At 70.5% G+C, this 24,050-nt stretch carries 18 protein-coding genes; 14 read left to right on the top strand and 4 right to left on the bottom strand.

All coding sequences use genetic code 11. From position 1 onward, the window contains the following. Positions 1–39 precede the first annotated feature (39 nt). The 3 genes from ACIBKX_RS10125 (at position 40) to ACIBKX_RS10115 (ending at position 2,291) form a co-directional block, all read left to right on the top strand. Positions 40–537 carry a helix-turn-helix domain-containing protein gene (locus tag ACIBKX_RS10125; RefSeq protein ID WP_363271402.1) on the top strand — a complete coding sequence of 166 codons (498 nt, stop codon included), beginning with the start codon at positions 40–42 and terminating at the stop codon, positions 535–537. Between the two features lie 129 nt (positions 538–666). Next, entirely contained in the window at positions 667–1,206 is a 540-nt protein-coding gene (locus ACIBKX_RS10120; RefSeq protein WP_363271401.1) for an SRPBCC family protein, read from the top strand. Further along, entirely contained in the window at positions 1,206–2,291 is a 1,086-nt protein-coding gene (locus tag ACIBKX_RS10115; RefSeq protein WP_363271400.1) for an LLM class flavin-dependent oxidoreductase, read from the top strand. Before ACIBKX_RS10120 ends, ACIBKX_RS10115 begins: the two co-directional genes overlap by 1 nt. Before the next feature lie 445 nt (positions 2,292–2,736). On the opposite strand, the gene ACIBKX_RS10110 is transcribed toward ACIBKX_RS10115, so the two are convergent. Next, positions 2,737–3,864 (bottom strand): methyltransferase, encoded by a 1,128-nt coding sequence (locus ACIBKX_RS10110; protein WP_399375737.1) that lies wholly within the window; start codon positions 3,862–3,864, stop codon positions 2,737–2,739. 387 nt (positions 3,865–4,251) lie between these two features. Here ACIBKX_RS10110 and ACIBKX_RS10105 point away from each other — a divergent pair, with 387 nt between their 5' ends. Together ACIBKX_RS10105 and ACIBKX_RS10100 are read left to right on the top strand one after the other, a co-directional pair. Next, positions 4,252–5,910 carry a cytochrome bc complex cytochrome b subunit gene (locus ACIBKX_RS10105; RefSeq protein WP_363271398.1) on the top strand — a complete coding sequence of 553 codons (1,659 nt, stop codon included), beginning with the start codon at positions 4,252–4,254 and terminating at the stop codon, positions 5,908–5,910. A 40-nt stretch (positions 5,911–5,950) separates the two neighbouring features. After that, positions 5,951–6,811, top strand: a complete 861-nt coding sequence (locus ACIBKX_RS10100) for a metallophosphoesterase (protein WP_363271397.1) — start codon at positions 5,951–5,953, stop codon at positions 6,809–6,811. A 4-nt stretch (positions 6,812–6,815) separates the two neighbouring features. On the opposite strand, the gene ACIBKX_RS10095 is transcribed toward ACIBKX_RS10100, so the two are convergent. The 3 genes from ACIBKX_RS10095 to ACIBKX_RS10085 all read right to left on the bottom strand — a co-directional run bounded on the left by ACIBKX_RS10095 (position 6,816) and on the right by ACIBKX_RS10085 (position 12,160). Beyond that, positions 6,816–7,775: an ADP-ribosylglycohydrolase family protein gene (locus ACIBKX_RS10095; RefSeq protein ID WP_363271396.1), complete on the bottom strand. Its 960-nt coding sequence runs from the start codon at positions 7,773–7,775 to the stop codon at positions 6,816–6,818. Positions 7,776–7,833: 58 nt separating this feature from the next. Beyond that, positions 7,834–10,083 (bottom strand): terpene synthase family protein, encoded by a 2,250-nt coding sequence (locus tag ACIBKX_RS10090; protein WP_363271395.1) that lies wholly within the window; start codon positions 10,081–10,083, stop codon positions 7,834–7,836. Between the two features lie 133 nt (positions 10,084–10,216). Continuing rightward, positions 10,217–12,160 carry a hypothetical protein gene (locus ACIBKX_RS10085; protein WP_363271394.1) on the bottom strand — a complete coding sequence of 648 codons (1,944 nt, stop codon included), beginning with the start codon at positions 12,158–12,160 and terminating at the stop codon, positions 10,217–10,219. Positions 12,161–12,336: 176 nt separating this feature from the next. Between ACIBKX_RS10085 and ACIBKX_RS10080 the strand changes: the two genes are divergently transcribed. The 9 genes from ACIBKX_RS10080 (at position 12,337) to ACIBKX_RS10040 (ending at position 24,026) form a co-directional block, all read left to right on the top strand. Next, positions 12,337–13,383, top strand: coding sequence for a LacI family DNA-binding transcriptional regulator (locus ACIBKX_RS10080; protein WP_363271393.1), 1,047 nt, complete (start codon positions 12,337–12,339; stop codon positions 13,381–13,383). 74 nt (positions 13,384–13,457) lie between these two features. Further along, positions 13,458–15,101 (top strand): ABC transporter substrate-binding protein, encoded by a 1,644-nt coding sequence (locus ACIBKX_RS10075; RefSeq protein ID WP_363271392.1) that lies wholly within the window; start codon positions 13,458–13,460, stop codon positions 15,099–15,101. A 4-nt stretch (positions 15,102–15,105) separates the two neighbouring features. Continuing rightward, on the top strand, positions 15,106–16,182 hold the full coding sequence (locus tag ACIBKX_RS10070) for an ABC transporter permease (protein WP_363271391.1): 1,077 nt from the start codon (positions 15,106–15,108) through the stop codon (positions 16,180–16,182). Beyond that, a complete protein-coding gene (locus ACIBKX_RS10065; RefSeq protein WP_363271390.1) occupies positions 16,179–17,099 on the top strand; it encodes an ABC transporter permease in 921 nt (306 codons plus the stop codon). Before ACIBKX_RS10070 ends, ACIBKX_RS10065 begins: the two co-directional genes overlap by 4 nt. After that, positions 17,096–18,121 (top strand): ABC transporter ATP-binding protein, encoded by a 1,026-nt coding sequence (locus ACIBKX_RS10060; RefSeq protein ID WP_363271389.1) that lies wholly within the window; start codon positions 17,096–17,098, stop codon positions 18,119–18,121. Before ACIBKX_RS10065 ends, ACIBKX_RS10060 begins: the two co-directional genes overlap by 4 nt. After that, positions 18,108–19,145, top strand: a complete 1,038-nt coding sequence (locus ACIBKX_RS10055) for an ABC transporter ATP-binding protein (protein WP_363271388.1) — start codon at positions 18,108–18,110, stop codon at positions 19,143–19,145. The genes ACIBKX_RS10060 and ACIBKX_RS10055 overlap by 14 nt, the downstream gene beginning before the upstream one ends. A gap of 34 nt (positions 19,146–19,179) precedes the next feature. Then, positions 19,180–20,439, top strand: coding sequence for an alpha-L-fucosidase (locus ACIBKX_RS10050; RefSeq protein ID WP_363271467.1), 1,260 nt, complete (start codon positions 19,180–19,182; stop codon positions 20,437–20,439). 161 nt (positions 20,440–20,600) lie between these two features. Continuing rightward, the gene (locus tag ACIBKX_RS10045; protein ID WP_363271387.1) at positions 20,601–23,015 is read left to right on the top strand and encodes a beta-N-acetylglucosaminidase domain-containing protein; all 2,415 of its coding nucleotides are present in this window, start codon (positions 20,601–20,603) and stop codon (positions 23,013–23,015) included. A gap of 156 nt (positions 23,016–23,171) precedes the next feature. Further along, a complete protein-coding gene (locus ACIBKX_RS10040; RefSeq protein ID WP_363271386.1) occupies positions 23,172–24,026 on the top strand; it encodes a TetR/AcrR family transcriptional regulator in 855 nt (284 codons plus the stop codon). The last annotated feature ends 24 nt before the right edge of the window (positions 24,027–24,050 follow it).

Below are 24,050 nucleotides of genomic sequence, written 5' to 3'. Positions count from 1 at the left end.
GGCTGCTGGGTCTAGTACCGAGACCCGTAGGGTGGCGGCATGAGGCGGACCTCCTTCGCGAACTGGCCCTGCTCCATCGCCCGCACCATGGATCTGCTGGGCGACTGGTGGACTCCTCTGGTGCTCCGTGAGGCGTTCTACGGCATCAAGCGCTTCGACGTCTTCCAGCAGGAGCTGGGCATCGCCCGCAACACGCTGACCGACCGGCTGCGCCGCCTGGTCGACGAGGGCCTGATGGAGAAGCGCGCCTACCAGAGCGAGCCGGTGCGCTACGACTACGTGCTCACGGAGAAGGGGCGCGACTTCTTCGGCGTACTCGCGGCGATGAACAGCTGGGGCAACCGCTGGCTGAGCGGCGAAGAGGGTCCGCCGGTCGTCTTCCACCACGACCGCTGCGGGCACGAGGGCGAGGCCGAGGTGGTCTGCGGCCACTGCAAGGAGCCGATGACGGCCGCCGACACACGGGCCAGGATCGGCCCCGGCTATCCGGCGCGGCTCGCCGAACGGCCGGACATCCAGGACCGGTTCAGCCGCTGAGCCCACCGTCCGAGCGTCCGTCGGCACGCCCTTGACGAGTGAGTCTATCTACGCAACTCTCGTGGTCGGCAGGGTTCGGCAGGGTTCGGCAGGGCGAAGACAGCGACACTGACGAGAGGGCGACCCACGATGGAGTGGACAGGCGCGCGCTATGCGGACAAGCCGACGGCCGAGGTGCGCCGACGGATCGCGGCCTCACCGGAGCGCGTGTGGGAACTCGTCGCGGACATCGGCCTGATGCCGGAGCTGAGCGCGGAACTCCGCGCGGTCCGCTGGCTGGACGGGGCGACGGGGCCCGCGATCGGCGCGCGTTTCGCGGGCCGCAGCGAGCACGAGTCGCTCGGCGTGTGGGAGACCACGTCGTACGTCGTGGAGTGCGAGGCCCCGCGCGTCTTCGCCTGGGCCGTCGAGGATCCCGAACAGCCGAGCGCCCTCTGGCGGTTCAGCCTGCGCCCGCAGGACGACGGCGGCACCGAACTGACCCAGTGGATGCAGCTGGGGCCCGGCCGATCGGGGCTCTCCTTCGCGATCGACCGGATGCCGGAGAAGGAGCAGAAGATCGTCTTCGTACGGATGAGGGAGTTCGAGCGGAACATGACGGCCACGCTGGACGCGATCAAGGAACTCGCCGAGGGAACCCGGCCCGTCCCGGAGAGGCAGGGCGCGTGATGCGTACGTCGACGACCATCGAGGCGTCCGGGCCGGACTGGCGGGAGACCGCCGACTTCGTCACCGAGGCCGAGAAGCTCGGCATGGACATCTGCTGGGTCGCGGAGGCGTGGGGCGCCGAAGCGCCGTCCCCGCTCGGCTACTTGGCGGCCCGCACCGAGCGGATGCTGCTCGGCTCGGGGATCATCCAGCTCGCCACCCGGACCCCGGCGGCCATCGCCCGCGCGGCGATCACCCTCTCGAACATCTCGGAGGGCCGCTTCATCCTCGGACTCGGCCCCTCGGGGCCACAGGTGATCGAGGGCCTGCACGGCGTGCCGTTCGCCCGACCGCTGACCCGGATGCGGGAGACCGTGGAGATCGTGCGGCAGGCGGCGACGGGGGAGAAGATCGCCTACGAGGGGCGGGAGTTCACCGTCCCGCTGCCCGGCGGCGAAGCGAAGCCCATGCGCCTCGCGATGCGCGCCGAACACGAACTGCCCGTCTACCTGGCCACCCTCTCGCCCAAGATGCTGCACCTGACCGGCGAGATCGCCGACGGCTGGCTCGGCACCAGCTTCGTGCCCGAGGGCGCGAAGGAGGCGTACTTCGACCACCTGGACGCGGGCCTGACCGCCGCGGGCCGGACCCGCAGCGGCCTCGACATCTGCCAGGGCGCCGAAGTCGCCTTCGCCGCCGACGAGGACGCGCTGCGAGCGATGGTGGCGGGCCGCAAGAAGGAACTCGCCTTCAGCCTGGGCGGCATGGGCTCCGCCACCACCAACTACTACAACAACGCCTACAGCAGGCAGGGTTGGGCGGACACGGCCGCCGAGGTCCGCGCCCGCTGGCAGTCCGGCGACCGCGACGGAGCGGCGGCCCTGATCACCGACGAGATGGTCCTCGCCACGACCCTGATCGGCACCGAGGACATGGTCCGCACCCGCCTGCGCGTCTGGCGCGACGCGGGCGTGGACACGATCCGCTTCTACCCGGCGGGCAAGACCCTGGACACCCGCCTCGCCACGCTCGCCAGGGCGATCGGGCTGGTACGGGAGGTGGACGCGGAGCCTACGGGCCAGCCGGCGGCCGCCACAGTGAGGTGATCTCCGCGGTGCGGGCCGAGTGCAGGTGATGGGAGGGGGCGGACGCCCGGCGATGCCGAGGCGGCGTGCGACGCGCACCCCGGCCGGCTACGACGGGTGCGGAGCCAGGCGCACCCACTCCGCCGTCCGCAGTCGCCACAGTGAGGTGATCTCCGCGGTGCGGGCCGCGTGCAGGGGGTTGGTGGGGGTGGAGGGCCGGTGGTGGCGGGGTGCGGTGTCCGGGTGGGTGCGCGGCGCGCGGCCCGGTCGTGGGGATGGGTGCGGAGTCCGGCGTGCGTGCCTACTCCGTTGCCCGTAGTCGCCACAGTGAGGTGATCTCCGTGGTGCGGGCCGCGTGCAGGGGGCGGTGGGGGTGGAGGGCCGGTGGTGGCGGGGTGCGGTGTCCGGGTGGGTCTGCGGCGCGCGGCCCGGTCGTGGGGATGGGTGTGGAGTCCGGCGTGCGTGCCTACTCCGTTGCCCGTAGTCGCCAGAGTGAGGTGATCTCCGCGGTGCGGGCCGCGTGCAGGGGGTCGGTGGGGTCGGAGGGGCGGTGGTGGCGGGGGTGTGTGTCGAGGCGGTCCGTGACGTGCAGGCCGGCCGATGTGATGGCCGAGCGGAGTTCGTCGGGGGCGCGTAGACCCAGGTGTTCGGGCAGGTCCGACATGATGAGCCAGCCCTCGCCGCCGGGCAGCAGATGACGGGAGAGGCCGGAGAGGAACGCGCGGAGCATGGCGCCCTTGGGGTCGTACACGCCTTGCTCCAGGGGGGAGTTGGGCTTCGCCGGGAGCCAGGGCGGGTTGCAAACGACGAGGGCGGCGCGGCCCCGGGGGAAGAGCCCGGCGGTGATCTCCACGCGGCGGGTCAGACCGAGCCGCCGCATGTTGTCGGCGGCGCAGGCAAGGGCACGCGGATTGCTGTCGGTGGCGACGACCCTTTGGACCTCCCGGTGGGCGAGGACCGCGGCGAGGACTCCGGTGCCGGTGCCGACGTCGAACGCCGTCCCGTCGTACGCGGCGGCGGGCAGCGGGGCCCGCGCCACCAGGTCCAGATACTCGCCCCTGACCGGCGAGAACACCCCGTAGTGCGGATGGATCCGAGCGCCGATCGCCGGGATCTCCACGCCCTTCGTACGCCATTGATGCGCGCCGATCACGCCGAGCAGCTCGCGCAGCGACACCACCGACGGGCCCTGCCGGGGCGGGCCGTAGGCCTCCGTGCAGGCGGCCCGGACGTCCGGCGCGCGGCGCAGGTCCAGGGTGTGGTCCTCGCGCAGCGGCACCAGCAGCTTGCCGAGCACGCGGGCCCGGTGGCCGGCCGCGCGGCGCTGGAGGTGGAAGGCCGCCGCGGGCGACGCGGCGGCAGCAGGAGGAGGCTTGCGGTCGACGCGGCGGCCCAGGGCGCGCAGCAGCTGGCGGGCCTGGTGGTAGTCGCCCTGCCACAGCAGGGCGGTGCCTTCGCAGGCGAGGCGGTGGGCGGCGTCGGCGCCGAGCCGGTCGTCGGCGGGGACGACGCGGCGGGGCAGCGGCAGACCGGTCTCGGAATGCCAGCGGACGGTGTGCTCGGTGTCGCCGTCGGTCCAGCGGATCCGGTGGATCTCGGACAAGGGTGGTACTCCTCGGTGAGTGAACGTGCGGGGCACGAACAGCACTTCGACGAGGAGCGGGAGGGGCGTGGCCCGGCAGGACGCGCCGGGCGCCAGGCGGCTGGCGGCGGGCCTCGGCAGGAGGCTCAGCGGCGCAGCGGCTCCCGCGTCGAAGTGCGGGAGACGTCGCCGAGCACCAGGCCGGGCACGATGCCGAGTGTCATGACGGTCTCCTGGAGGAGGCGGGGCACTGAAGAGCTGCGAATCTCTCATGCGGAGCGGCGGCCGGGCAATCGGGTTTTCCGCCCTTGTGACGAAGATCGTCAACTCCCTTGTCGTGACGGCCTGTTGGCTCCGTCAAGCGCTCGATCTACCCTGGTATCCGCCTGAGGGGGTCGCATGAGCGGAACCGAAAGCGAAAGGGCCGGACAGACTCGGGGCACGGGACGGGCCGCCCCGCCCGGAAAGGGCGAGCGGGTCGCCGACTGGGCGGACGGCCGCCTCGGCATCCATACGCTGGCCAAGAGCCAGATGCGCAAGATCTTCCCCGACCACTGGTCGTTCATGTTCGGCGAGATCTGCCTCTACAGCTTCCTGATACTGATCCTCACCGGGATCTATCTGACCCTCTTCTTCGAGCCGAGCGGCGCCGAGGTCGTCTACGACGGGGTCTACACCCCGCTCAAGGGCATCCAGATGACCCGCGCCTTCGAGTCGACGGTCGACATCAGCATGGAGGTGCGCGGCGGACTCCTGATCCGGCAGATCCACCACTGGGCGGCGCTCGTCTTCGTCGCCGGGATGCTCGTGCACATGATGCGGGTGTTCTTCACCGGCGCGTTCCGCAAGCCCCGCGAGATCAACTGGCTGTTCGGCTGGACCCTGCTGTTCCTCGGCATCATCACCGGGCTCACCGGCTACTCGCTCCCGGACGACCTGCTCTCCGGCACCGGCATCCGCTTCGCGCAGGGCGCGATCCTGGCCATCCCGGTGGTCGGGACGTACATCTCCATGTTCCTGTTCGGCGGGGAGTTCCCCGGCGACGACATCATTCCGCGGCTCTTCAGCGTGCATGTGCTGCTGCTGCCGGGGATCATGCTGGGCCTGGTCGTCGCCCATCTGATCCTGGTCTTCTACCACAAGCACACCCAGTTCGCGGGTCCGGGAAAGACCGAGAAGAACGTGGTCGGCGCGCCCTTCCTGCCCATCTACGTCGCCAAGGCGGGCGGCTTCTTCTTCCTCGTCTTCGGGGTGCTCGCGATCATGGGCGCGGTCGCCACCATCAACCCCGTCTGGGTACTGGGGCCCTACCGCCCCGACCTGGTCTCCACCGGCGCTCAACCCGACTGGTACCTGGGCTTCTCCGAGGGCCTGATCCGGGTGATGCCCACCTGGGAGATCGACGCCTGGGGGCACACACTCCAACTCGGCGTCTTCATCCCGTTCGCGCTCTTCCCGCTGATCCTGCTCGCGATCGGCGTCTATCCGTTCATCGAGGCCTGGATCACCGGCGACAAACGGGAGCACCACATCGCGGACCGGCCGCGCAATGCCCCGGTGCGCACGGGGCTCGGTGTGGCGTGGCTGACGCTGTTCGCCGTGCTGATGGTCGGCGGCGGCAACGACCTGTGGGCCCTGCACTTCCATCTCTCCATCAACGCGATCACGTGGTTCGTGCGGATCGCGGTCTTCGTGGCGCCGGTGCTCGCGTACTTCGTCGCGCACCGCTGGTGCATGGGGTTGCAGCGCCGGGACCGGGAGAAGGCGCTGCACGGGCGGGAGAGCGGCACGATCAAACGCCTGCCGCACGGCGAGTACGTGGAGGTCCACATCCCCCTCACGCAGGCCGAGTTGTACACCCTCACCGCGCACGAACAGCCCAAGCCGTACGAAATAGGTCCGCTGGTGGACGCGAACGGAGTGGCCCGGAAGGTGACCCGCGCCCAGCGGCTGCGGGCCCGCCTGGGCAGGGCCATGTTCGGTCCCTCGGCTCAGGTGCCCAAGGCGACACCGGAGGAGTACCTGGAGATCCAGCGGAGCGGCGACTCGCACCACTGATCGCCTCGCACGGCGGGCGTGCGGCGGTTAGCCTCGCGGAGTGGACCAAGTGCCGGAGAAGACGCCGAAGTTGCTCGCCATCAGTGATCTGCATGTGGCGTACGACGAGAACAGGAAGTTCCTCGATACGCTGCGCCCGGAGACCGACGCGGACTGGCTGATCGTCGCGGGCGACGTCGCCGAGCGCATGGCCGACGTCGAATGGGCGCTGCGAACCCTCACCGAGCGGTTCGCCAAGGTGGTGTGGGCCCCCGGCAATCACGAGCTGTGGACGCCCCGCGACGACCCGAACCAGTTGCGCGGCGACGCGCGCTACCGGCATCTGGTCGAACTCTGCAGGGAATTGGGCGTTGCCACCCCCGAAGACCCCTACCCCGTCTGGGAAGGCGCGGGCGGCCCGGTAACCGTCGCACCGCTCTTCGTCCTCTACGACTACTCGTTCCGCCCCGCGGGCACCCACACCAAGACCCAGGCCCTGGAAGCCGCCCACGAGGCGGGTGTCGTCTGCACCGACGAGATACTCCTGCACCCCGACCCCTACCCGAGCCGCGACGACTGGTGCCGGGCCCGCGTGGCGATCACCGAGGACCTGCTCTCCCGCCGAAACCCGGACCTGCCCACCATCCTCATCAACCACTGGCCCCTGCTCCGCGAGCCCACACGGATCCTGTACTACCCCGAGTTCGCCCTGTGGTGCGGCACGGAACTGACCGCGGACTGGCACGTGAAGTACGACGCGAAGACGGTCGTCTACGGCCACCTGCACATCCCCCGCACCACCTGGCACGACGGAGTCCGCTTCCAGGAGGTCTCGGTCGGCTACCCGCGGGAATGGCGCCGCGACTTCCACCCGAACCCACGACTCCGCCAGATCCTGCCGGAGCCGCGGGCGGAGGGGTGAGGACTCACGGCCGCGCGGGCGCGTCCAGCCGGCGCGCGAGTTCGACCAGATCCGCGACCCGCAACACCCGCCCCGCCACGGCCGCGCCCGGCATCGGCACGTGCAGCGGATCCGTCCAGCGGACCGGGATCGCGTCGAGCCCGTAGCGGGCACCGGCGAGACCGCCGGTGACGGCGGCGACGGTGTCGGTGTCGCCGCCGAGGTCGATCGCGGCGCGCACGGCGTCCTCGTACGAATCCGTCGTGCGCAGCGCCCAGACCGCCGAGCCGAGGCAGGGCCAGACGGCGCCGTTGAACTCGGTGGCGTCGTCGGGGTGCCAGTCGGGGGCGAGGACGGTGGCATAACGGTCGCGGTGGTCCGGGTGGACCAGCCTCAGTGCCTCGGGGAGGCGGGGGAGCGGGTCGGCGCCGTCGAGAGCGAGTCGCAGCAGCTCGTGGTAGAGCGCCGTGCCTTCCCATGCGGCGCGGTCGCCGTGGGTGAGGGCGGCGATGCGGCGGGCCGCGTCCGTCGTGGCGGTCCGTCCGGCGCGGGCGAAACGGACGGCGGCGGTGGTCGCCCGCATCAGCGAACCGTTGCCCGCGGCACGGCCGTTGACCTGGAAATGCGCCTCGGCGGCCCGGTCCCAGGGCAGGCCGTTGCCGAGTACGTCCTCTGTCTGCAGGCCGATGTCCTTGGGGTCGGACGCCGCCCATCGCCGGAACCGGGCGTACACGTCGGCGGGGCGCAGCTCCCCGTGCTCCAGGAGCGAGTCGGCGACATGCACGGCCATCTGCGTGTCGTCCGTGGCCTCACCGGGGTCCCAGCCGCCGCCTCCGCACATCTCCCCGCCCCCGCCGGGCTCGGGGAAGCGCGCGGAGAAGTCCCCGGCGAGGCCGAACTCGAAGGGCGCGCCGAGCGCGTCGCCGACAGCGGATCCGACGACGGCGCCCGCGGCGCGCCCCGCACGGTCGAGATCACGTTCCATCACCGCAGATTACCCGTGGTCCCCTCCACCCCGGGCGCCCCGCCGGTGACGGACCGGATCAGCTCTTCGTGATGCCCGTCGCCGCTTCCATCTGCCGGTCCACCGCGCGGCCGAACTCCCTTAGCCAGTCGGGGCGTACGGCTGCCATGCCGAGGCCCGTGGGGGACTTGAGGGGGCCGTGGGTGAGGTCCTGCTGGCGGTAGCGGCGGCAGTCGCGGTGCCAGGTGTAGATGCCCGCCATCCAGTTCTCCAGCCCGTGCACGTAGCCGTCGAGGATGTCCCGCGTTTCCTGGGGGAGGTTGAAGTCGTCGTACAGGACCGGGAGTTCGTGTGCCGCCACGTGCTGGAACTGGCTCAGGCGTGACTTCATCAGGTCGTCGATGATGCCGAGCGCCGTCAGATAGTCGCAGCCGAAGAAGTTCTGCACCACCAGGACGCCGTTGTGCACCTCGCCCTCGTACTCGATCTCCTTCTGGTAGGAGAAGACGTCGTTCATCAGGGCGGAGTAGTCGCTCGCCGCGTTCTCCAGGTTCTGCATCGGACCCGTGCGGTAGATCTCCGGGGGGACCTGCGGGCCGTTGCCCGGTCGGCACAGGCTCATCGTGAGCGGGGCGCCGAAGGTGAGGCGGCGCATCTCGATGTAGTCGACGGGGTCCGGGATGCGGTTCAGGGCCTGGTTGTCCAGCTCCCAGAGCCAGCTCGCCGTCATGACCTCGATGGACGTACGCAGTGTCCGGCGCGCCTCCTGGTCCATCGGCCCGGCCGTGCGCACCCACAGGTCGGCCAGGCCCCGCTCCAGCGCGCTCAGCGGCTCCGGCATGTCCGCGAAGTCCAGCGGCATGAACAGGGACAGCCGGTCGTTGCAGAGCTTCGCGCCCGCCAGGTCGCGGGGCCTGCCGAAGACCACCGGGAAGTAGTCGTCCCCGTAGGTGCCCCACGTCAGCCACTGTGAGTCCAGGTCGAGGCCTTCGAGGTCCGCGTCCGGGTGGATGCCCGCCGCGCAGAGCGGGAAGTCGTAGCCGTACAGCTTGCGCACGTCCCAGATGTCCGAACTCGGCACTCCCGGCTGGGGTTCCAGCAGGCCCATCCGCGACGCCCACTCCACACAGCGGGGGCGTGCCGCCTCCAGATGCGGTGAGATCCTCGTCCTGTAGGGAAAGTCGAAGTCGGGGATCAGCGACGGGCCCACCCGTTGGAACGGGACATGCGTGCGGCCCCGCAGCCGCTCCGCGCCCGTCGCCGCGAGCAGCGCCTTGATGCCGGCCGCCGATGTGCCGAGACCGGCGGGGCCCGCGAGCGGCGAGGACCCCGCGGTGCCGCCCTTGTTCATGTAGCGGCTGGACCTCATGTGCCACTCGTGCCCGCCGGACTGCCAGTCCTGCAGACCCTTGGCGTACGCGAGGACGTCCGCGCACTCCTGGGGCGGCAGCCCCGTCGCGGCGAACAGCGGGGCCAGCTCGGTGCACGTCGTGCTCTCGAACTGCTGCATCCGCGAGGTCAGCAGATCGTTCACCGCGTCCGCCGCCTCCTGCGTCGTACAGTCCAGGAACTTCTCCAGGACCAGCACGCCGTTGGAGAGTTCGCCCTCGTCCTCGATCTCCCGCTGGTACGAGAAGAGGTCGTTGCGCAGATGGACGGCGTCGGAGAACGTCTCCTTCAGCACCCGCAGCGGCCGGGACTCCGCCACGGCCGGCGGCACCTCCGCCCCCGTCGCGTACTCGACGAGCCCCGCCGACCAGGGCGCCCCGCCCACCTTGCGGCGCATCTCGATGTACTCGACGGGGTTGGCGATCCGCCCCTCGTTGATGTTCGACAGCTCCCACAAGGACTCGTTGAGCAGGTTCTCCGTGCTCTCCGCGAACCTCGCCCGCCAGCCCTCCGACATGTGGGGCACCGTCCGCGCCCACAGGTCCGCGAGCCCGGCCTCCACCGGATTCGTCGGCTCCGGCACGGGCGCGGACAGATCCATCGGCATGAACGCCGGAAGGCGGTCGAGATAGGCCTTGCCGCCCTCGCGGTCCTGGGTCCGCTTGAAGAGTTCCAGGAAGTGGTCGTCGAAGAAGAACACCCACACATACCAGTCCGTGACGAGCGACAGCGCGGGGCCGTCGCAGTCGGGGTGGGTGTAGGCGCACAGCAGCGGATAGTCGTGGGCGTCCAGATCGCGCTGCTCCCAGACGCCCGACCCCTCCAGCATCCCCATGTCGCGTGCCCACTTCCTGGAGTGCTCCCGCGCCTCTTCCACATGGGGATTGAGGCGGGCGGGATGAACCATGTAGAAGGCGGGCAGTTCAAAGGGCTGCGACATACGGTGTTTCTCCTCCTGAGGCGGCGAACGAGCGCCTCAGCACTACCCGTGCGCCACAGCCCGATGCGGGAGCCCCGGCGGCCTCACACCATCGCGTGATCCCCGGAGTTCAAACCTCCGCCCGTCGTGAGGATCAGCACCAGTCCACGTGCACGGTCGCGGACTCGCCCGGTGTGCCGTCGGGGGCCACGGGTGTGAGGGTCAGCTCCGTCGAGGCCTCGCCCTCGCGCCGCCGCAGCGCCTTCACGTAGTAGACCTCGTCATAGATCCGCCCGAGCCACTCCTCGTCGCGCCGCAGGTCGTAGTACCAGACCCGGTCCGGCTCATCGATGCGCCAGGAGAGGAAGACCTCGGCCGTGCCGCCTTCTGCGTACGCGGAGTCGACACGGAAGTGCCGGGGGCGGGCGGGAGGGGTGAACCGGCCGTCCCGAAGGGCGAGTTCGCCGAGGTGGACGGGTGACGTCGTGCGCACGGCGAGCGCCGCGATCGTGCGGCCGTGGAACGGCGCCAGGCCATGGGCCGACGTGTGCCAGCCGTTTCCGGCCGCCTCCGCCGCACCCCGTACCCATTCGAACGTCTCTGGGGCGTCGGCGAAGAGCAGCCCCACCTCCAGCGCGCCGACATCTCCGGCGTACGTCACCGACACCGTCTCCGCGCCCGTCCGCACCGCGAGGTCCGTCTTGTGGAGGCGCACCGTCGCACCGCCCGGCAGCCGCAGCGAGCAGCCTCCGTCGTACGCACGCGTGTAGTCGAAGTCCGGCTGCCCGTCGCCGCCCTCGGACCAGAACTGCCACGTCGGCAGGACATCCTGGACCGACGCGTTGTACCAGTCCGCGCCGCTCGCCCTGCGCCCCGCCAGGAAGAAACCGCGGCCGTGCCCGGTGTTGAAGCGCGTGACGAACGGGAACGCGCCGATCACCGACCGCTCGGAGATGTAGTGCGCGACCCCGTCCCACTTGAGGTGGTTGGCGGGGTCCGGCCTGCCCGGCTCGTGCGTCCGGGTGCGGCCCGTCCGCGTCGGATCGCCCGCCGGCCCCGACCAGTAGCGGCGCTCCCGCTCGAAGACGGCCTCCTGCGCGTCCGGGTCCTCGTGACCGGGGTGCAGCTCCCACACGAAGTGCGAGCCGAACAGCGCCCAACTCGTCCTGGCGGGGCGGTCGTCGGGGAAGATCAGCCGCGGGTCGTACTCCGGGTCGAAGCCGAACTGCTCGTTCTCCGTGCCGTGGAAGACCGTCTCGTACGGATCACGGCCGAGCGCCAGCGCCGTGGCCCGGGAGGTCTCCACCCCGGCCTCGGTCATCCAGTAGTTGGCGAAGAAGCTGTCGGCGCCCGCCTCCAGCCAGGGGGCGTTCTCGGCGTTGAGGTGGTTGAGGTAGTCCAGGCTGCCGTCCGGCCTGATCGTGTCGTACCACTGGAGGTGGAATCCCTCCGGGGCCTTCGCGCGGAGCTGCCCGAGCAGCTCGCGCAGCAGCTTCGCCTCGGCCGGCGGAGTCTCCGCCTCGTGATTGATGAAATAGCCGTCGAACCCGAAGTACCCCGCCATCTCGATCAGTTTGTCCGCCACCGGGAACGATCCGTCCGCGCGCCGTTCGAGATACGGGGCGAACGCGCCGGGCCGCGGCCAGAACCAGCAGCCGAGGCTTCTGACGCCATTGCGGTGGGCCGCGTCCGTGTAAGCCGGATTGGGCGGGTTGACCAGGCCGTGCACCGGTTCGGCCACCGGCGATCCGTCGACCGGCAGACCGTGCCAGGAGCCGAGGAAGTCCGTGTACTGCCAGAAGCGGAGCAGCCTGCGCGCGAAGGAGCCGTCGTACTTGCGGGCGGTGAAGAAGGCGCCGTCGTAGTCGTTGCACAGGTTCATCACCTGCGCGCCCGTCGGTAGTCGGGGGCGGGCCTGGGTGGCGGGGAAGGGAGCGATGCGGGGCGCGAGCGGGACGTGCGAGCGGAAGTGTCGGGCCCAACGGTCGGACGACGGGCTCCAGTTCTTCAGGGCCTCGGCGTCGTAGCCGTGCATGAAGGGCTGGTGCGTGGAGAGTTGATGCGCGCAGGAGGGACGGCTGCTCGGGGACGGGCTCATCCGGGTGAGAGTGAAGCAGGAACCGCCCCTCGTCAATACCCTTAACGGCATCGGAATTTGTATTCCCACGCCCTCTTGTCGCCGACATCTTTAGCGCTTTAGCCTGCTCGCCCTCAAGCGCTTTAGCAGCGCGTGGGTCAGGACCCGTCCGTCAGCACCCGAGAGGAGGTTCCCGCATGCGTCGCACCCCGGCACGGCGCCCCACCATCAAGGACATCGCCGTGCGCGCCGGTGTCTCGGAGAGCGCCGTGTCCTTCGCGCTCAACGGCAGGCCCGGCGTCTCCGAGGCCACCCGCGACCGGGTCCGCCGCGTCGCCGAGGAGCTCGGCTGGCGGCCCAGCGCCGCCGCGAAGGCGCTCTCCGGGGAGGGCTCGGGCACGGTCGGGCTCGTCCTGGCCCGCCCGGCGCGGACCCTCGGCGTCGAGTCGTTCTTCCTCCAACTCGTCTCGGGAATCCAGGAAGTGCTCTCGCGGCGCAGGCTCGGACTGCTCTTCCAGGTCGTCGAGGACATCGACGCGGAGTGCGCGGTCTACCGCCGCTGGTGGGCCGAGCGCCGGGTGGACGGCATGCTCGTCGTCGACCCGCGCGGCACCGACCCGCGGCTTCCGCTGCTCGACGAACTGGGGCTGCCCGCGGTCGTCGTCGGCACCCTGCCGGAGCCGCACACCGACTACCCCGGCATCTCCAACCTCTGGGCCGACGACGCCCTCGCCATGGCCTCCATCGTCGACCACCTGTACGCGCTCGGCCACCGCCGCATCGCGCACGTCGCCGGGCTCCCCGAACTCACCCACACCCGGCGGCGCATCCACTCGCTGCGGGCGGAGGCCGACCGGCGCGGTCTCGCGGACGTGCGCTCGGTCACCACCGACTACTCCGACGCGCAGGGCGCCGAGGCGACCCGCCGGGTCCTGGCCGGGGAGCAGCGCCCCACCGCGATCGTCTACGACAACGACGTACTCGCCGTGGCCGGTCTCGGTGTCGCCGCCGAGCACGGCATCTCCGTACCGGCCGAGTTGGCGATCGTCGCCTGGGACGACTCCGTCCTCACCCGCTCGACCCATCCCGCGCTCACCGCCCTGGTCCGCGACACGGCCGTCTACGGAGGGCACGCCGCCGAGCAGCTCGTCGCGCTCCTCGACGGCGGCCCGGCCGTCCGCGTCCAGGACGAGCTGCCGCATCTGGAGGCGCGGGGGAGCACCGCCGCCCGCGCAGCCCCCTGACGCCCGCCCCCCACATGCACACGCACCGTCCCCAGCCTCAGACAACGTTGCCAGACCGGAGGTATCAACCCGCCATGAAGTGGACCAGACTGGGTGTCACGGGCGCGGCCGCTCTCGCGCTCGCCGTCACCGCCGCAGGCTGCTCGGCGACCCCCGCCGCCAACGGCGGCAAGGACACCGACTCGCTGACCGTGAACATGGGCTTCTCCGGCAACACCATCCCGCGCAACTTCAGCCCGTTCTCGCTGAAGGCCAGCCAGGGCACCTTCGGCTTCCAGTACGAGCCGCTGTTCTCCTTCAACAACCTCCAGGGCGGCACCTTCGTCCCCTGGCTCGCCACCAAGTACGCCTGGTCCGACGGCGGCAAGAAGATCACTGTCGACCTCGACAAGCGCGCCAACTGGAGTGACGGCACCAAGCTGACCGCCAAGGACGTGGTCTTCGCCCTCGAGTACGTCACCGAGCAGGACCTGCCGGTGGACTGGCGGTTCGAGTACGAGAAGGTGACCGCCACCGACGACCACACCGTCGTCATCACCTTCGACAGCCCCGGCTATGCCCGCCTGCGCAGCATCGGCTCCATCCGCCCGGTCCCCGCGAAGATCTGGAAGGGCAAGGACGGCAAGACCTTCACCAACCCCGACCCGGTGGCCAGCGGACCGTACAAGCTCAAGCGGTACGCCGCCCAGCAGCTCACCTTCGAGGCCAGGGACGACTACTGGAAGCAGAAGGTCCCGGTGAAGACCCTCAAGGCGCCGGTCGTCGCCTCGTCCTCCGAGATAGGCAAGCTGCTCAGCGGCGAGATCGAGTGGAGCGGCGGCGCCGTCCCCGACGTGAAGAAGAGCTACGTCGACAAGGACCCGAAGAACCACCACGCCTGGTATCCGACGTACGGCGGCACGTACATGTTCTTCAACCACAAGAAGGCGCCGTTCAAGGACGTCCACGTCCGCAGGGGCCTCTCGCTCGCCGTCGACCGCTCCGAACTCGCCGACCTCGGCAATCCGGGCATGTTCAAGCCGCTCAACCTGACCGGCCTCGACATCAAGACGCAGGGCAAGTGGATCGACGGAAAGTACCGGACGGCCGACCAGCCGAAGCCCCGACTGGCCGCGGCGGCAAAGGAGTTCGCCAAGGCCGGCTACAAGAACGAGGGCGGCAGGCTCGTCGGCAAGGACGGCAAGCAGCTCAGCTTCAAGATCCTCGAAGTGACGGAGTTCGCCGACGCCATCCAGCGCGACAAGGTCCTCGCCCAGCAGCTGAAGAAGGCCGGCATCAAGGTCGAGGTCGAGCCCATGCCCAGCGCCCAGCTCGACACGGCGCGCACGCAGGCCAAGTTCGACGTCCTGGTCGGCGGCGCCGTCTACTACAACACGCCGTACAACTTCTTCAAGGACATGCTGCACAGCGAAAACGCAGGCGTGTGGACCAACTACGGCCACTACAAGAGCGCCAAGGCCGACGGCATCCTCAAGGAGATGGAGCGCGCCGGTGACGACGCGACCATCAAGAAGCTCTCCGCGAAGCTGGAGAAGCTGATGATCGACGAGGTGCCCGCCGCCCCGCTCATCACCAACGGCGCCTCCACCCAGTACAACAGCAGGAACTGGACCGGCTGGCCCGACGAGAAGAACCCGTACGCCATCCCCGCGCCCTGGGCGGGCCCCACCGACATGGTCCGTACGATCCTGTCGCTGCGCCCCGCGAAGGCGGGCTAGGCGGATGACGGCCTCCTCCGAAACGGTGGCTGTCGTGGCGGCGGGGGAGAGCCGGCAGGACCGCCCCGCGCGCCGGTTCCGCCTTGGCGCCGCCCGCTACTTCGTCCAGCGGCTCGGCTTCTATCTGGCCGCAGCCTGGATCGCCGTCACGCTCAACTTCCTGCTGCCCAGGCTGATGCCGGGCGACCCGGCGTCCGCGCTCATCGCGCAGATGCAGGGCCGCTCGGCGCTCTCCGGCGAGCAGATCGCCAGCATCTACCGGCTGTTCGGCGATCCGGGCGAACCGCTGTGGAGTCAGTACGTCACCTACCTCGGGCAGATCGCGCACCTCGACTTCGGTCTCTCGGTGGCGTTCTTCCCGACCCCGGTGTGGGACGTCATCAGCGCGGGACTGCCGTGGACGATCGGGCTCGTCGGCATCACCGCCGTCCTGTCCTTCGTCATCGGCACGGCCGGCGGCATCATGGCGGGCGGCCGCGCGGGGTCCAGGGCCGACTCGGTGGCGACCCCCGGCGCGATGTTCCTGAACGCGCTGCCCACCTTCTGGATCGCGCTGCTCTTCGTCCTCGTCTTCGGCTTCCAGCTGGCGTGGCTGCCGACGGGCGGCGCGTACGACGGTGATCTGACGCCGGGGTTCACCACGGAGTTCATCGGCAGCGTCATCAGTCATGCCGCGCTGCCCGCGCTCACCATCGCGCTCGGCTGGGCGGCGACCTGGTACATCGGAATGCGGAACATGATGATCACGACGGTCTCCGAGGACTACGTCCTCCTCGCACGCGCCAAGGGCCTCGGCAAGAGCCGGGTGATGTTCCGGTACGCGGCCCGCAACGCGATCCTGCCGAGCGTCGCGGGCTTCGCCATCAACATCGGCAACGTGGTCGGCGGGCAGCTCCTGGTGGAGGCCGTCTTCGCGTATCCGGGCGTCGGCTATCTGCTCTACCAGTCCGTGGCCAGCGTCGACTATCCGCTGATGCAGGCACTGTTCCTGATGGTCTCGCTGTCGGTGCTCGCCGCGAACTTCCTCGCCGACTCCGTGTACGGCCTGATCGACCCCCGGGCCAGGGAGGGCCGCGCATGAGACTGACCCTGAGGGGGCGGCTGCCGGAGAACCGCAAGGTGCGGGCCGGGCTCGCGATCCTGTTGTTCTTCGCCCTGTTCGCGCTGGCCGGACCCTTCCTCGTGGAGGACGTCTTCGGCCTCTCCGCCACCGCCATCCACACCGCCGACGGCATGCAACCACCGTCTGCAGAGCACCTGTTGGGCACGACCGCGACCGGCGAGGACGTCCTCGCCCAGCTGGTCGTCGGCAGCCGCGTCTCGCTGCTCGTGGGCCTGGTCGCCGCGGTCATCTCCACCGCTCTGTCGGTGCTCGTCGGTGTCGCGGGCGGCTATCTCGGCGGCACCGCCGACGCGCTGCTCACCGCCGGCACGAACATCGCCCTCGTCATCCCCAGCTTGCCGCTCCTGATCATCGTCGCGAGTTACGTCAAGGGGCGCGGCGGCTGGCTCACGGTGGCCCTCATCATCGGCCTGACGTCCTGGCCGTGGGGCGCCCGCGGGAAGCGCGCGCAGACCCTCTCGCTGCGCCGCCGCGACTTCGTGACGGCCGCCGAGATGACCGGCGAGAGCCGCTGGTGGATCATCACCCGCGAGCTGATCCCCAGCATGGCCCCGCTGATCTCCGCGAGCTTCCTGTCCGCGGTGGTCCTTTCGATGTTCGCCGACGCCGGGCTCTCCTTCATCGGCCTCGGCAACATCAACCTCACCAGCTGGGGCTCGATGCTCTACTGGGCGCAGAACGCGTCGGCCCTGGCGCGCGGCGCCTGGTGGTGGTTCATCCCGCCCGGCGCGTGCATCGCCGTCGTCGGCATCGCGGCGGGCCTCATCAACTTCGGCATCGACGAGATCGCCAACCCCCGGCTGCGCAAGCCGGGCCGCGCGGTGCGCCGCAGGGCGGCGGCCGCGGCGCTGCGTACCACCGAGGAGGCACGATGAACGCCCCCGACGTACTCCTGAGCGCGCGCGGACTGCGCGTCGACTACTTCGACCGGGCCGACCCGGTGCACGCCGTACGCGACGTCGACCTCACCCTCTACCGCGGGGAGACCCTCGGCATCGTAGGAGAGAGCGGCTGCGGCAAGTCCACGCTGGTCACCGCCCTGACCCGCCTGGAGCGGCCGCCCGCCGTCACCACCGGCGGCACCGTCCATCTGCACGGCGACGGCGACCCGGTCGACCTGCTGCGGCTCGGCGAGCGTGAACTGCGCGCCCTGCGCTGGGAGCGCGTCGCGATCGTCTTCCAGAGCGCCATGAACGCGCTCAACCCGGTGCACCGGCTCGGCGCCCAGTTCGCCGACGTACTGCGGCTGCACCGCGGAGTGTCGAAGGCCGACGCCTGGCAGCGGGCGGGGGAGCTGCTCGGCATGGTCGGCATCCCGGCCGACCGGGTGCGCGCGTACCCCCACGAGCTGTCCGGCGGCATGCGCCAGCGCGCCACCATCGCGCTCGCCCTCGCCTGCGAACCGGACCTGGTGGTGATGGACGAGCCGACGACCGCGGTGGATGTCGTCATGCAGCGCCAGATCCTGCGCCAAGTGGCGAAGCTGAAGCGGGAGCTGGGTTTCTCCGTCATCTTCATCACGCATGACCTGTCGCTCCTGATCGAGATCGCCGACCGGATCGCCGTCATGTACGCGGGCCGCGTCGTCGAGACCGGCCCCGCCAGGCAGCTGTACGCCGACCCGCAGCACCCCTACACCGCCGCACTGCGCGGCGCGTTCCCGCCCCTGCGCGGCCCGCGCCGCGAGATCACCGGCATCCCCGGATCGCCGCCGGGCCTGCGGCATCCGCCGACGGGCTGCGCGTTCCATCCGCGCTGCCCGAAGCGGTTCGAACCCTGCGACGAGGAAGTTCCGTCGCTGCTCGCGCGGGAGGGCGGCGACGTCGCCTGCCATCTGTACGGAGGGCGGCACCCGGAGCAGCAGCACGAGCCGAGGAGCACCAATGTCCCTGGGTGAAAAGACACTTGAGCCGGCACGTGAACCGGTCCTTGAGGCCCGCGAGGTCACCAAACGCTTCCCGCTGCACGGCCCCGGCCGGCACGGCAAGGTCGTACGCGCCGTCGAACCCACCACCCTCGCCCTCCACCAGGGCCGCATCACCGCACTCGTCGGCGAGAGCGGCAGCGGGAAGTCGACGCTGGCCCGGCTGCTCGCCCTCGGCTATCCGCCCACGGACGGCGAGATCCGGCTCGACGGCGCGCCCGTCACCGCCGCGCGCTCGGCGAAGGACAAACGGGCGTACTACCGCCAGGTCCAGATGGTCTTCCAGGACCCCTTCTCCTCGCTGAGCCCCGTCCACCGGCTGCGCTACATCCTCGGCCGGCCGCTGAAGCTGCACGGCCATGTGCGCGGGCGCGCGGACCTGGAGAAGGCGGTCATCGAGCTTCTGGAGCGGGTCAACCTCACCCCCGCCGACCAGTTCGTCGACAAGTTCCCGCACGAACTGTCCGGCGGGCAGCGTCAGCGCGTCGCCATCGCCCGCGCGCTCGCCGCACGCCCCAAGGTGCTGCTCGGCGACGAACCCGTGTCGATGCTCGACGTCTCCATCCGCCTCGACATCCTCAACCTGCTCGGCAGGCTCCGCGACGACGAGGGCCTGGCGATCCTCTACATCACCCACGACATCGCGAGCGCCCGCTACTTCGCCGACGAGATCAAGGTCCTCTACGCCGGTCAGCTCGTCGAATCGGGTCCGGGCGACGCCCTGGTGGAGAACCCCCGACACCCGTACACCCGGCTCCTGTTGGAGTCCGCCCCCGACCCCGACCGGGGCGGACTCCTCGACGAACCGGACGTGGTGGACGACGAGGAGACCCTCGGCGAACCGCCCAGCCTCGTCGACCCGCCGACCGGCTGTCGGTTCCACCCGCGCTGCCCCATCGCCAGGCCCGTCTGCGCCACCGCCTTCCCGCCGCGCACCTACTTCGACGACGGCCAGTGGGCGCACTGCTGGAGCTACGACGAGGAGAGATTCGTATGAGGAAGAACCGACAGTTGAGGGAGAACTGCCCGTGATGCAGCCGTGGTTCACCGACGCCAAGCTCGGCATCTTCCTCCACTGGGGCATCTACAGCGTGGACGGAGTCGCCGAGTCCTGGTCCTTCTTCCACGACCAGGTGCCCTACGACCGCTATATGGCCCAGCTCGAAGGCTTCACCGCCTCCGCGTACGACCCGGACGCCTGGGCGGACCTGTTCGTCCGCGCCGGTGCCCGCTACGCCGTCCTCACCTCCAAGCACCACGACGGCGTCGCCCTCTGGGACACGGCCGCCCATGACCTGTCGGTCGTCAAGCGCACCCCCGCGGGCCGCGACCTCATCTCCCCGTACGTCGCCGCCCTGCGCGCCCGCGGCATCAAAGTCGGCCTGTACTACTCGCACTTGGACTGGTCCCACCCCGACTATGCCACCGTGCGCCCCGCAGGCCAGGACCCCGCCGAGCGCGGCAACCGCTACTCCATGCCGGCGGTCGGCGAGGAGTCCGAGGAGCGGTGGGCGGACTTCCTGGCCTTCCACCGGGCCCAAGTGCGGGAACTGCTCGAACGGTTCGAGCCGGACCTGCTCTGGTTCGACGGCGAGTGGGAGCGCAGTCCCGAGCAGTGGCGGATGGCCGAACTCGACGAGGAGATCAGGTCGTTGTCCCCGCACACGGTCGTCAACGGCCGCCTCGCCGGGCACGGCGACTACGCCACCCCCGAGCAGGGCGTGCCCATCGAACCGCCGTCCCAGCCATGGGAGTTGTGCCTCACCGTCAACGACTCCTGGGGCTACCAGCCGCAGGACGACCACCACAAGTCGCCGCGTCAGATCGTCCGCATCTTCGTCGAGGCCATCGGAGGCGGCGGCAATCTGCTCCTCGACGTCGGCCCGAAGGAGGACGGCACGATCCTGCCCGAGCAGACCGAACGCCTCGAAGCGCTGGGGGAGTGGATCGCGCGGCATTCCGATGCCGTGTACGGCACGATCCGCGGACTCCCGCACGGCCACTTCTACGGCCCTTCGACTCTCTCGGCCGACCGCCGCACCCTGTATCTGTTCCTCTTCGACCGGCCCAACGAGCATGTGGTGCTGCGGGGCGTGCGCAACGGCGTGACGTCCGCGCGCGTCCTGGGCAAGGACGTCGAGGTGCCGCACGAGAGGGTCGGCGGCCTGGGCGACGTACCCGGCTGGGAGTACGTCCGTCTCACCGACGACGCGCTCGATCCTCTGTGCACGGTCATCGCCCTGGAACTCGACGGCGAACTCGACCTGTACCGCGCCCACACGCGCGACTGAGCGCTCCGCCGGTCATGCGGTTCCGCACCGCGGGCCGGTGGGGGGCTGGTCGCGCTCGCGCGGCGGAGCCGCATATGTCACAGTCCCGCGCCCCCACGGGCGCTTCCCCCGGCGCGCCCCCTGATCCCACCCGCACCCCCATCCCGAAGTTCGGAGGCCCTATGCCCCGCACGACACGCGCTCTCAGACCCAGGACGGCGCTTCTCGCGCTCGCCGTCCTGGCGATCCCCCTCGCACCGTCCGCGGCCGCCGCGCCCCCATCCGCCCAGGAGGAAGCCGTGACCGGCCGGCTCCCCGTCGTCTCCCCGACCCCGCAGCACCTGGCCCGCGCGGGCGACGACGTACCGCTCGGCCGCCGCGCCGAACTCGTCGTCGGGGACGGCACGGACGAGCCCGCCCGGCGTCGCGTCACCGAACTCCTGCGCGCCCACGGGGTGCGCGACATCGACGTACGGGAAAAGGCGTCGGGCAAGGCCCCGTTGACGGTGCTGCTCGGCCCGGCGACCCGCCCCGACATCGCGAAGGCGCTCGGCGCGACCAAGGTGCCGGAGCAGGCGGAGGGCTACGCGCTGCGGGCCGCGAAGCGCACCGTCGCGCTCGGCGGCAAGGACGCGACCGGGCAGTTCTACGCGGCGCAGACGCTCGGCCAGCTGATGGCGAGGGGGCGGATCGCCGGGGCCGAGGTCTCCGACTTCCCCGCCATGCCGCTGCGCGGCAGCATCGAAGGGTTCTACGGCCCGCCCTGGACCGAGGCCGAACGCCTCGACCAGCTTGACTTCCTCGGCGACACCAAGGCGAACACGTACGTGTACGCGCCGAAGGACGACCCCTATCACCGCGAGAAGTGGCGCGAGCCCTACCCGGCGGACAAGCTCGCCGAGCTGGGCAAGCTCGTCGACCGCGCCACCGCCAACCACGTCCGCTTCACCTTCGCCGTGTCGCCCGGCGGGTCCATCTGCTACTCGGACCCGGCGGACGTCAAGGCGCTGACCGCGAAGCTCCAGGCGATGTACGACCTGGGCGTGCGGTCCTTCTCGGTGCCGCTGGACGACATCAGCTACACCAAGTGGAACTGCGATGCCGACAAGGCGGAGTTCGGCGAGCCGGGGCGCGGTCCCGCGGCCAAGGCACAGGTGGGACTCCTCAACACCATCCAGCGGGAGTTCATCGCGAAGAAGGAGGGCGCCAATCCGCTGCAGATGGTCCCCACCGAGTACGGGGACCTGACCGACACCGCCTACAAGCAGACGATGCGGGCCGAGCTGGACGGCGCGGTGGAGGTGATGTGGACCGGGACGGACGTCGTACCGCCGGAGATCACCAACGCCCAGGCGGAGAAGGCGGCCGAGCTGTTCGGGCGGAAGGTGTTCGTCTGGGACAACTACCCCGTCAACGACTTCGCGCGGACGGCCGGAAGGCTGCTCCTGGCCCCCTACGACAAGCGGGAGCCGGGCCTTTCCGGGCACCTCAGCGGCATCGTCTCCAACCCGATGAACCAGGAAGCGGCGAGCAAGCTCGCCGTGTTCACCATGAACGACTTCTCCTGGAACGACCGTGGGTACGACCGGACCCGGTCCGGTCGGCAGGCGGCGCTGTATCTCGCCGGGGGCGATGAGCGGCTCGCCGACGCGGTGCAGACGTTCGTGGACCTCAACCACGCGGCGCCCACGTTCGGCGCGAAGAACTGGCAGCCCCAGTCACCGGTCCTCGGCCCGAAGCTGAAGGCGTTCTGGCAGAAGTACGAGACGGACCCCGCCGCGGCGATCGAAACCCTGCGCCCCACGGCGAAGGAGATCGAGAAGACCCCGGCGGCGCTGCGCGCGGGCGTACCGGACAAGCTCTTCCTGCACGACGCCGACCGCTGGCTCGACGCCACCGAGCTCTGGGGCCGGGCCCTGCGCCACGGCCTTGCCGCGCTCACGGCCGTCGAGGCGGGCGACAAGGAGAAGGCCGCCGAGGAGCGCAAGGCGATGGACGGCCTCGCCAAGCAGGCCTCGGAGATCACCGTGGACCCCGCCGAGCACCACCAGCGCGGCCCCGTGAAGATCGCCGACCCCTTCCTGGAAGAGTTCGTCACCGGTGTCCAGGACCGGCACGACGCCTCGCTGGGCCTGCCCCCGCTGCGCAATCTCGCGCTCGGCGCGAAGGCGACGCAGGTCTCGGAGTACGAGTGGGACGACGGCACGCGCCCGTTCGGCGCGGAGAAGTCGTCCGACGGCGACCGCTTCAACTTCTCCACCACGGGTGGCACGGAGGCACAGCCCTGGTGGCAGGTCGACCTCGGCAGTGCGGCGGCGATCGAGGAGATCCGGGTCTTCAACCGGGGCGACTGCTGCGCCGACCGCACCCGTGACTACTACGTCCTCACCTCAGAGGAGCCCTTCACCGGCACGCTCGCCGAACAGAAGGACAAGCCCGGCGTCTGGTCGCACCACGAGACCGCACAGGCGGGCAGCCCGACCGTGATCACCGTGCCCGAGGTGAAGGGCCGCTACGTACGGGTGTGGCTTGCGACCCAGGAGAAGGCCGAGCTGAACATGGCGGAGGTGGAGGTGCTGGCGCGCAAGAGCGCATGAGGTGCATGACGTGCATGAGGTGCATGACGTGCATGAGGCGCATGACGTGCATGACGGATGACTGATGCGTTAGTCAGCATCTCAATCCGGTAGTGAGCATGGTGCCAGCTACCCGCGCATTGCGTGTATCGCAACGTGCGGGTACGCTCACCGACCATGCAGCAAGACCCCGAGGTGGCGGACCGCGTCCGCAAGGTCATCGCCGACGCCGGCACGACCCAGCGCGAATTCGCCCGCCGCATCGTGATGGACCCCTCCAAGCTCTCCCGCTCCCTCGGCGGCACCCGCCGCTTCACCGCCGCCGAGCTGGCCCGCATCGCGGACACCGGCGGCGTCGACGCGGGCTGGCTCCTGGGCACCCAGACCACGCCCGCACCCCCGTCGAAGCGCGAACGCACCGCAGTCCCCGAAGGCGGCCGCCCCCTCCAGATAGTCCGCGAAACCGTGCGCCTCGTCGCCGAGCGCGGCTTCCACGCCGTCCGCGTCGCCGACATCGCCGAGGCCTGCGCCACCAGCACCGCCGCCATCCACTACCACTTCCCCGGCCGCGACGACCTCCTCGAAGCCGCCGTCCGCTGGTGCATGGACGAGGACACCGCCCGCCGCGCCGCCCGCGTCGCGGACGCCGCCGACGCCGCCGACGAACTGCGCCAGCTGATCGAGCTGCAGATCCCCCGCACCCCCCAGCAGCGCTGGCAGTGGAGCGTCTGGCTCGACCTGTGGGCCGAGGCCGCCCGCTCCACCGCCGTCGGACGGCTGCACGCCGACTACTACCGCCAGTGGCGCTCCACCGTCGCCGACGTGCTCCGGCGCGGCATCGACCAGGGCGTGTTCCGCCTCGTCGACCCGCACTCCGCCGCGCTCCGGCTCACCGCGCTGATCGACGGCCTCGCCACCCAGGTCCTCGCCTCCACCCCCGGCGGCGACGGCACTTCTCCCGACGACATGCACGAGGCACTGCTCGTCTACGTCGAATCGACGCTCGCCGCCCCCAGGCCGCACCGCGACTGACCGCGGGCCCCCACCCCTCCGTAC

Source organism: Streptomyces sp. NPDC050658 (genome assembly GCF_044457025.1).
In the GTDB taxonomy this organism is placed as follows: Bacteria; Actinomycetota; Actinomycetes; order Streptomycetales; family Streptomycetaceae; genus Streptomyces.
Note: the sequence above shows the minus strand (reverse complement) of the source record. Positions and strands in the feature narration are given on the sequence as shown.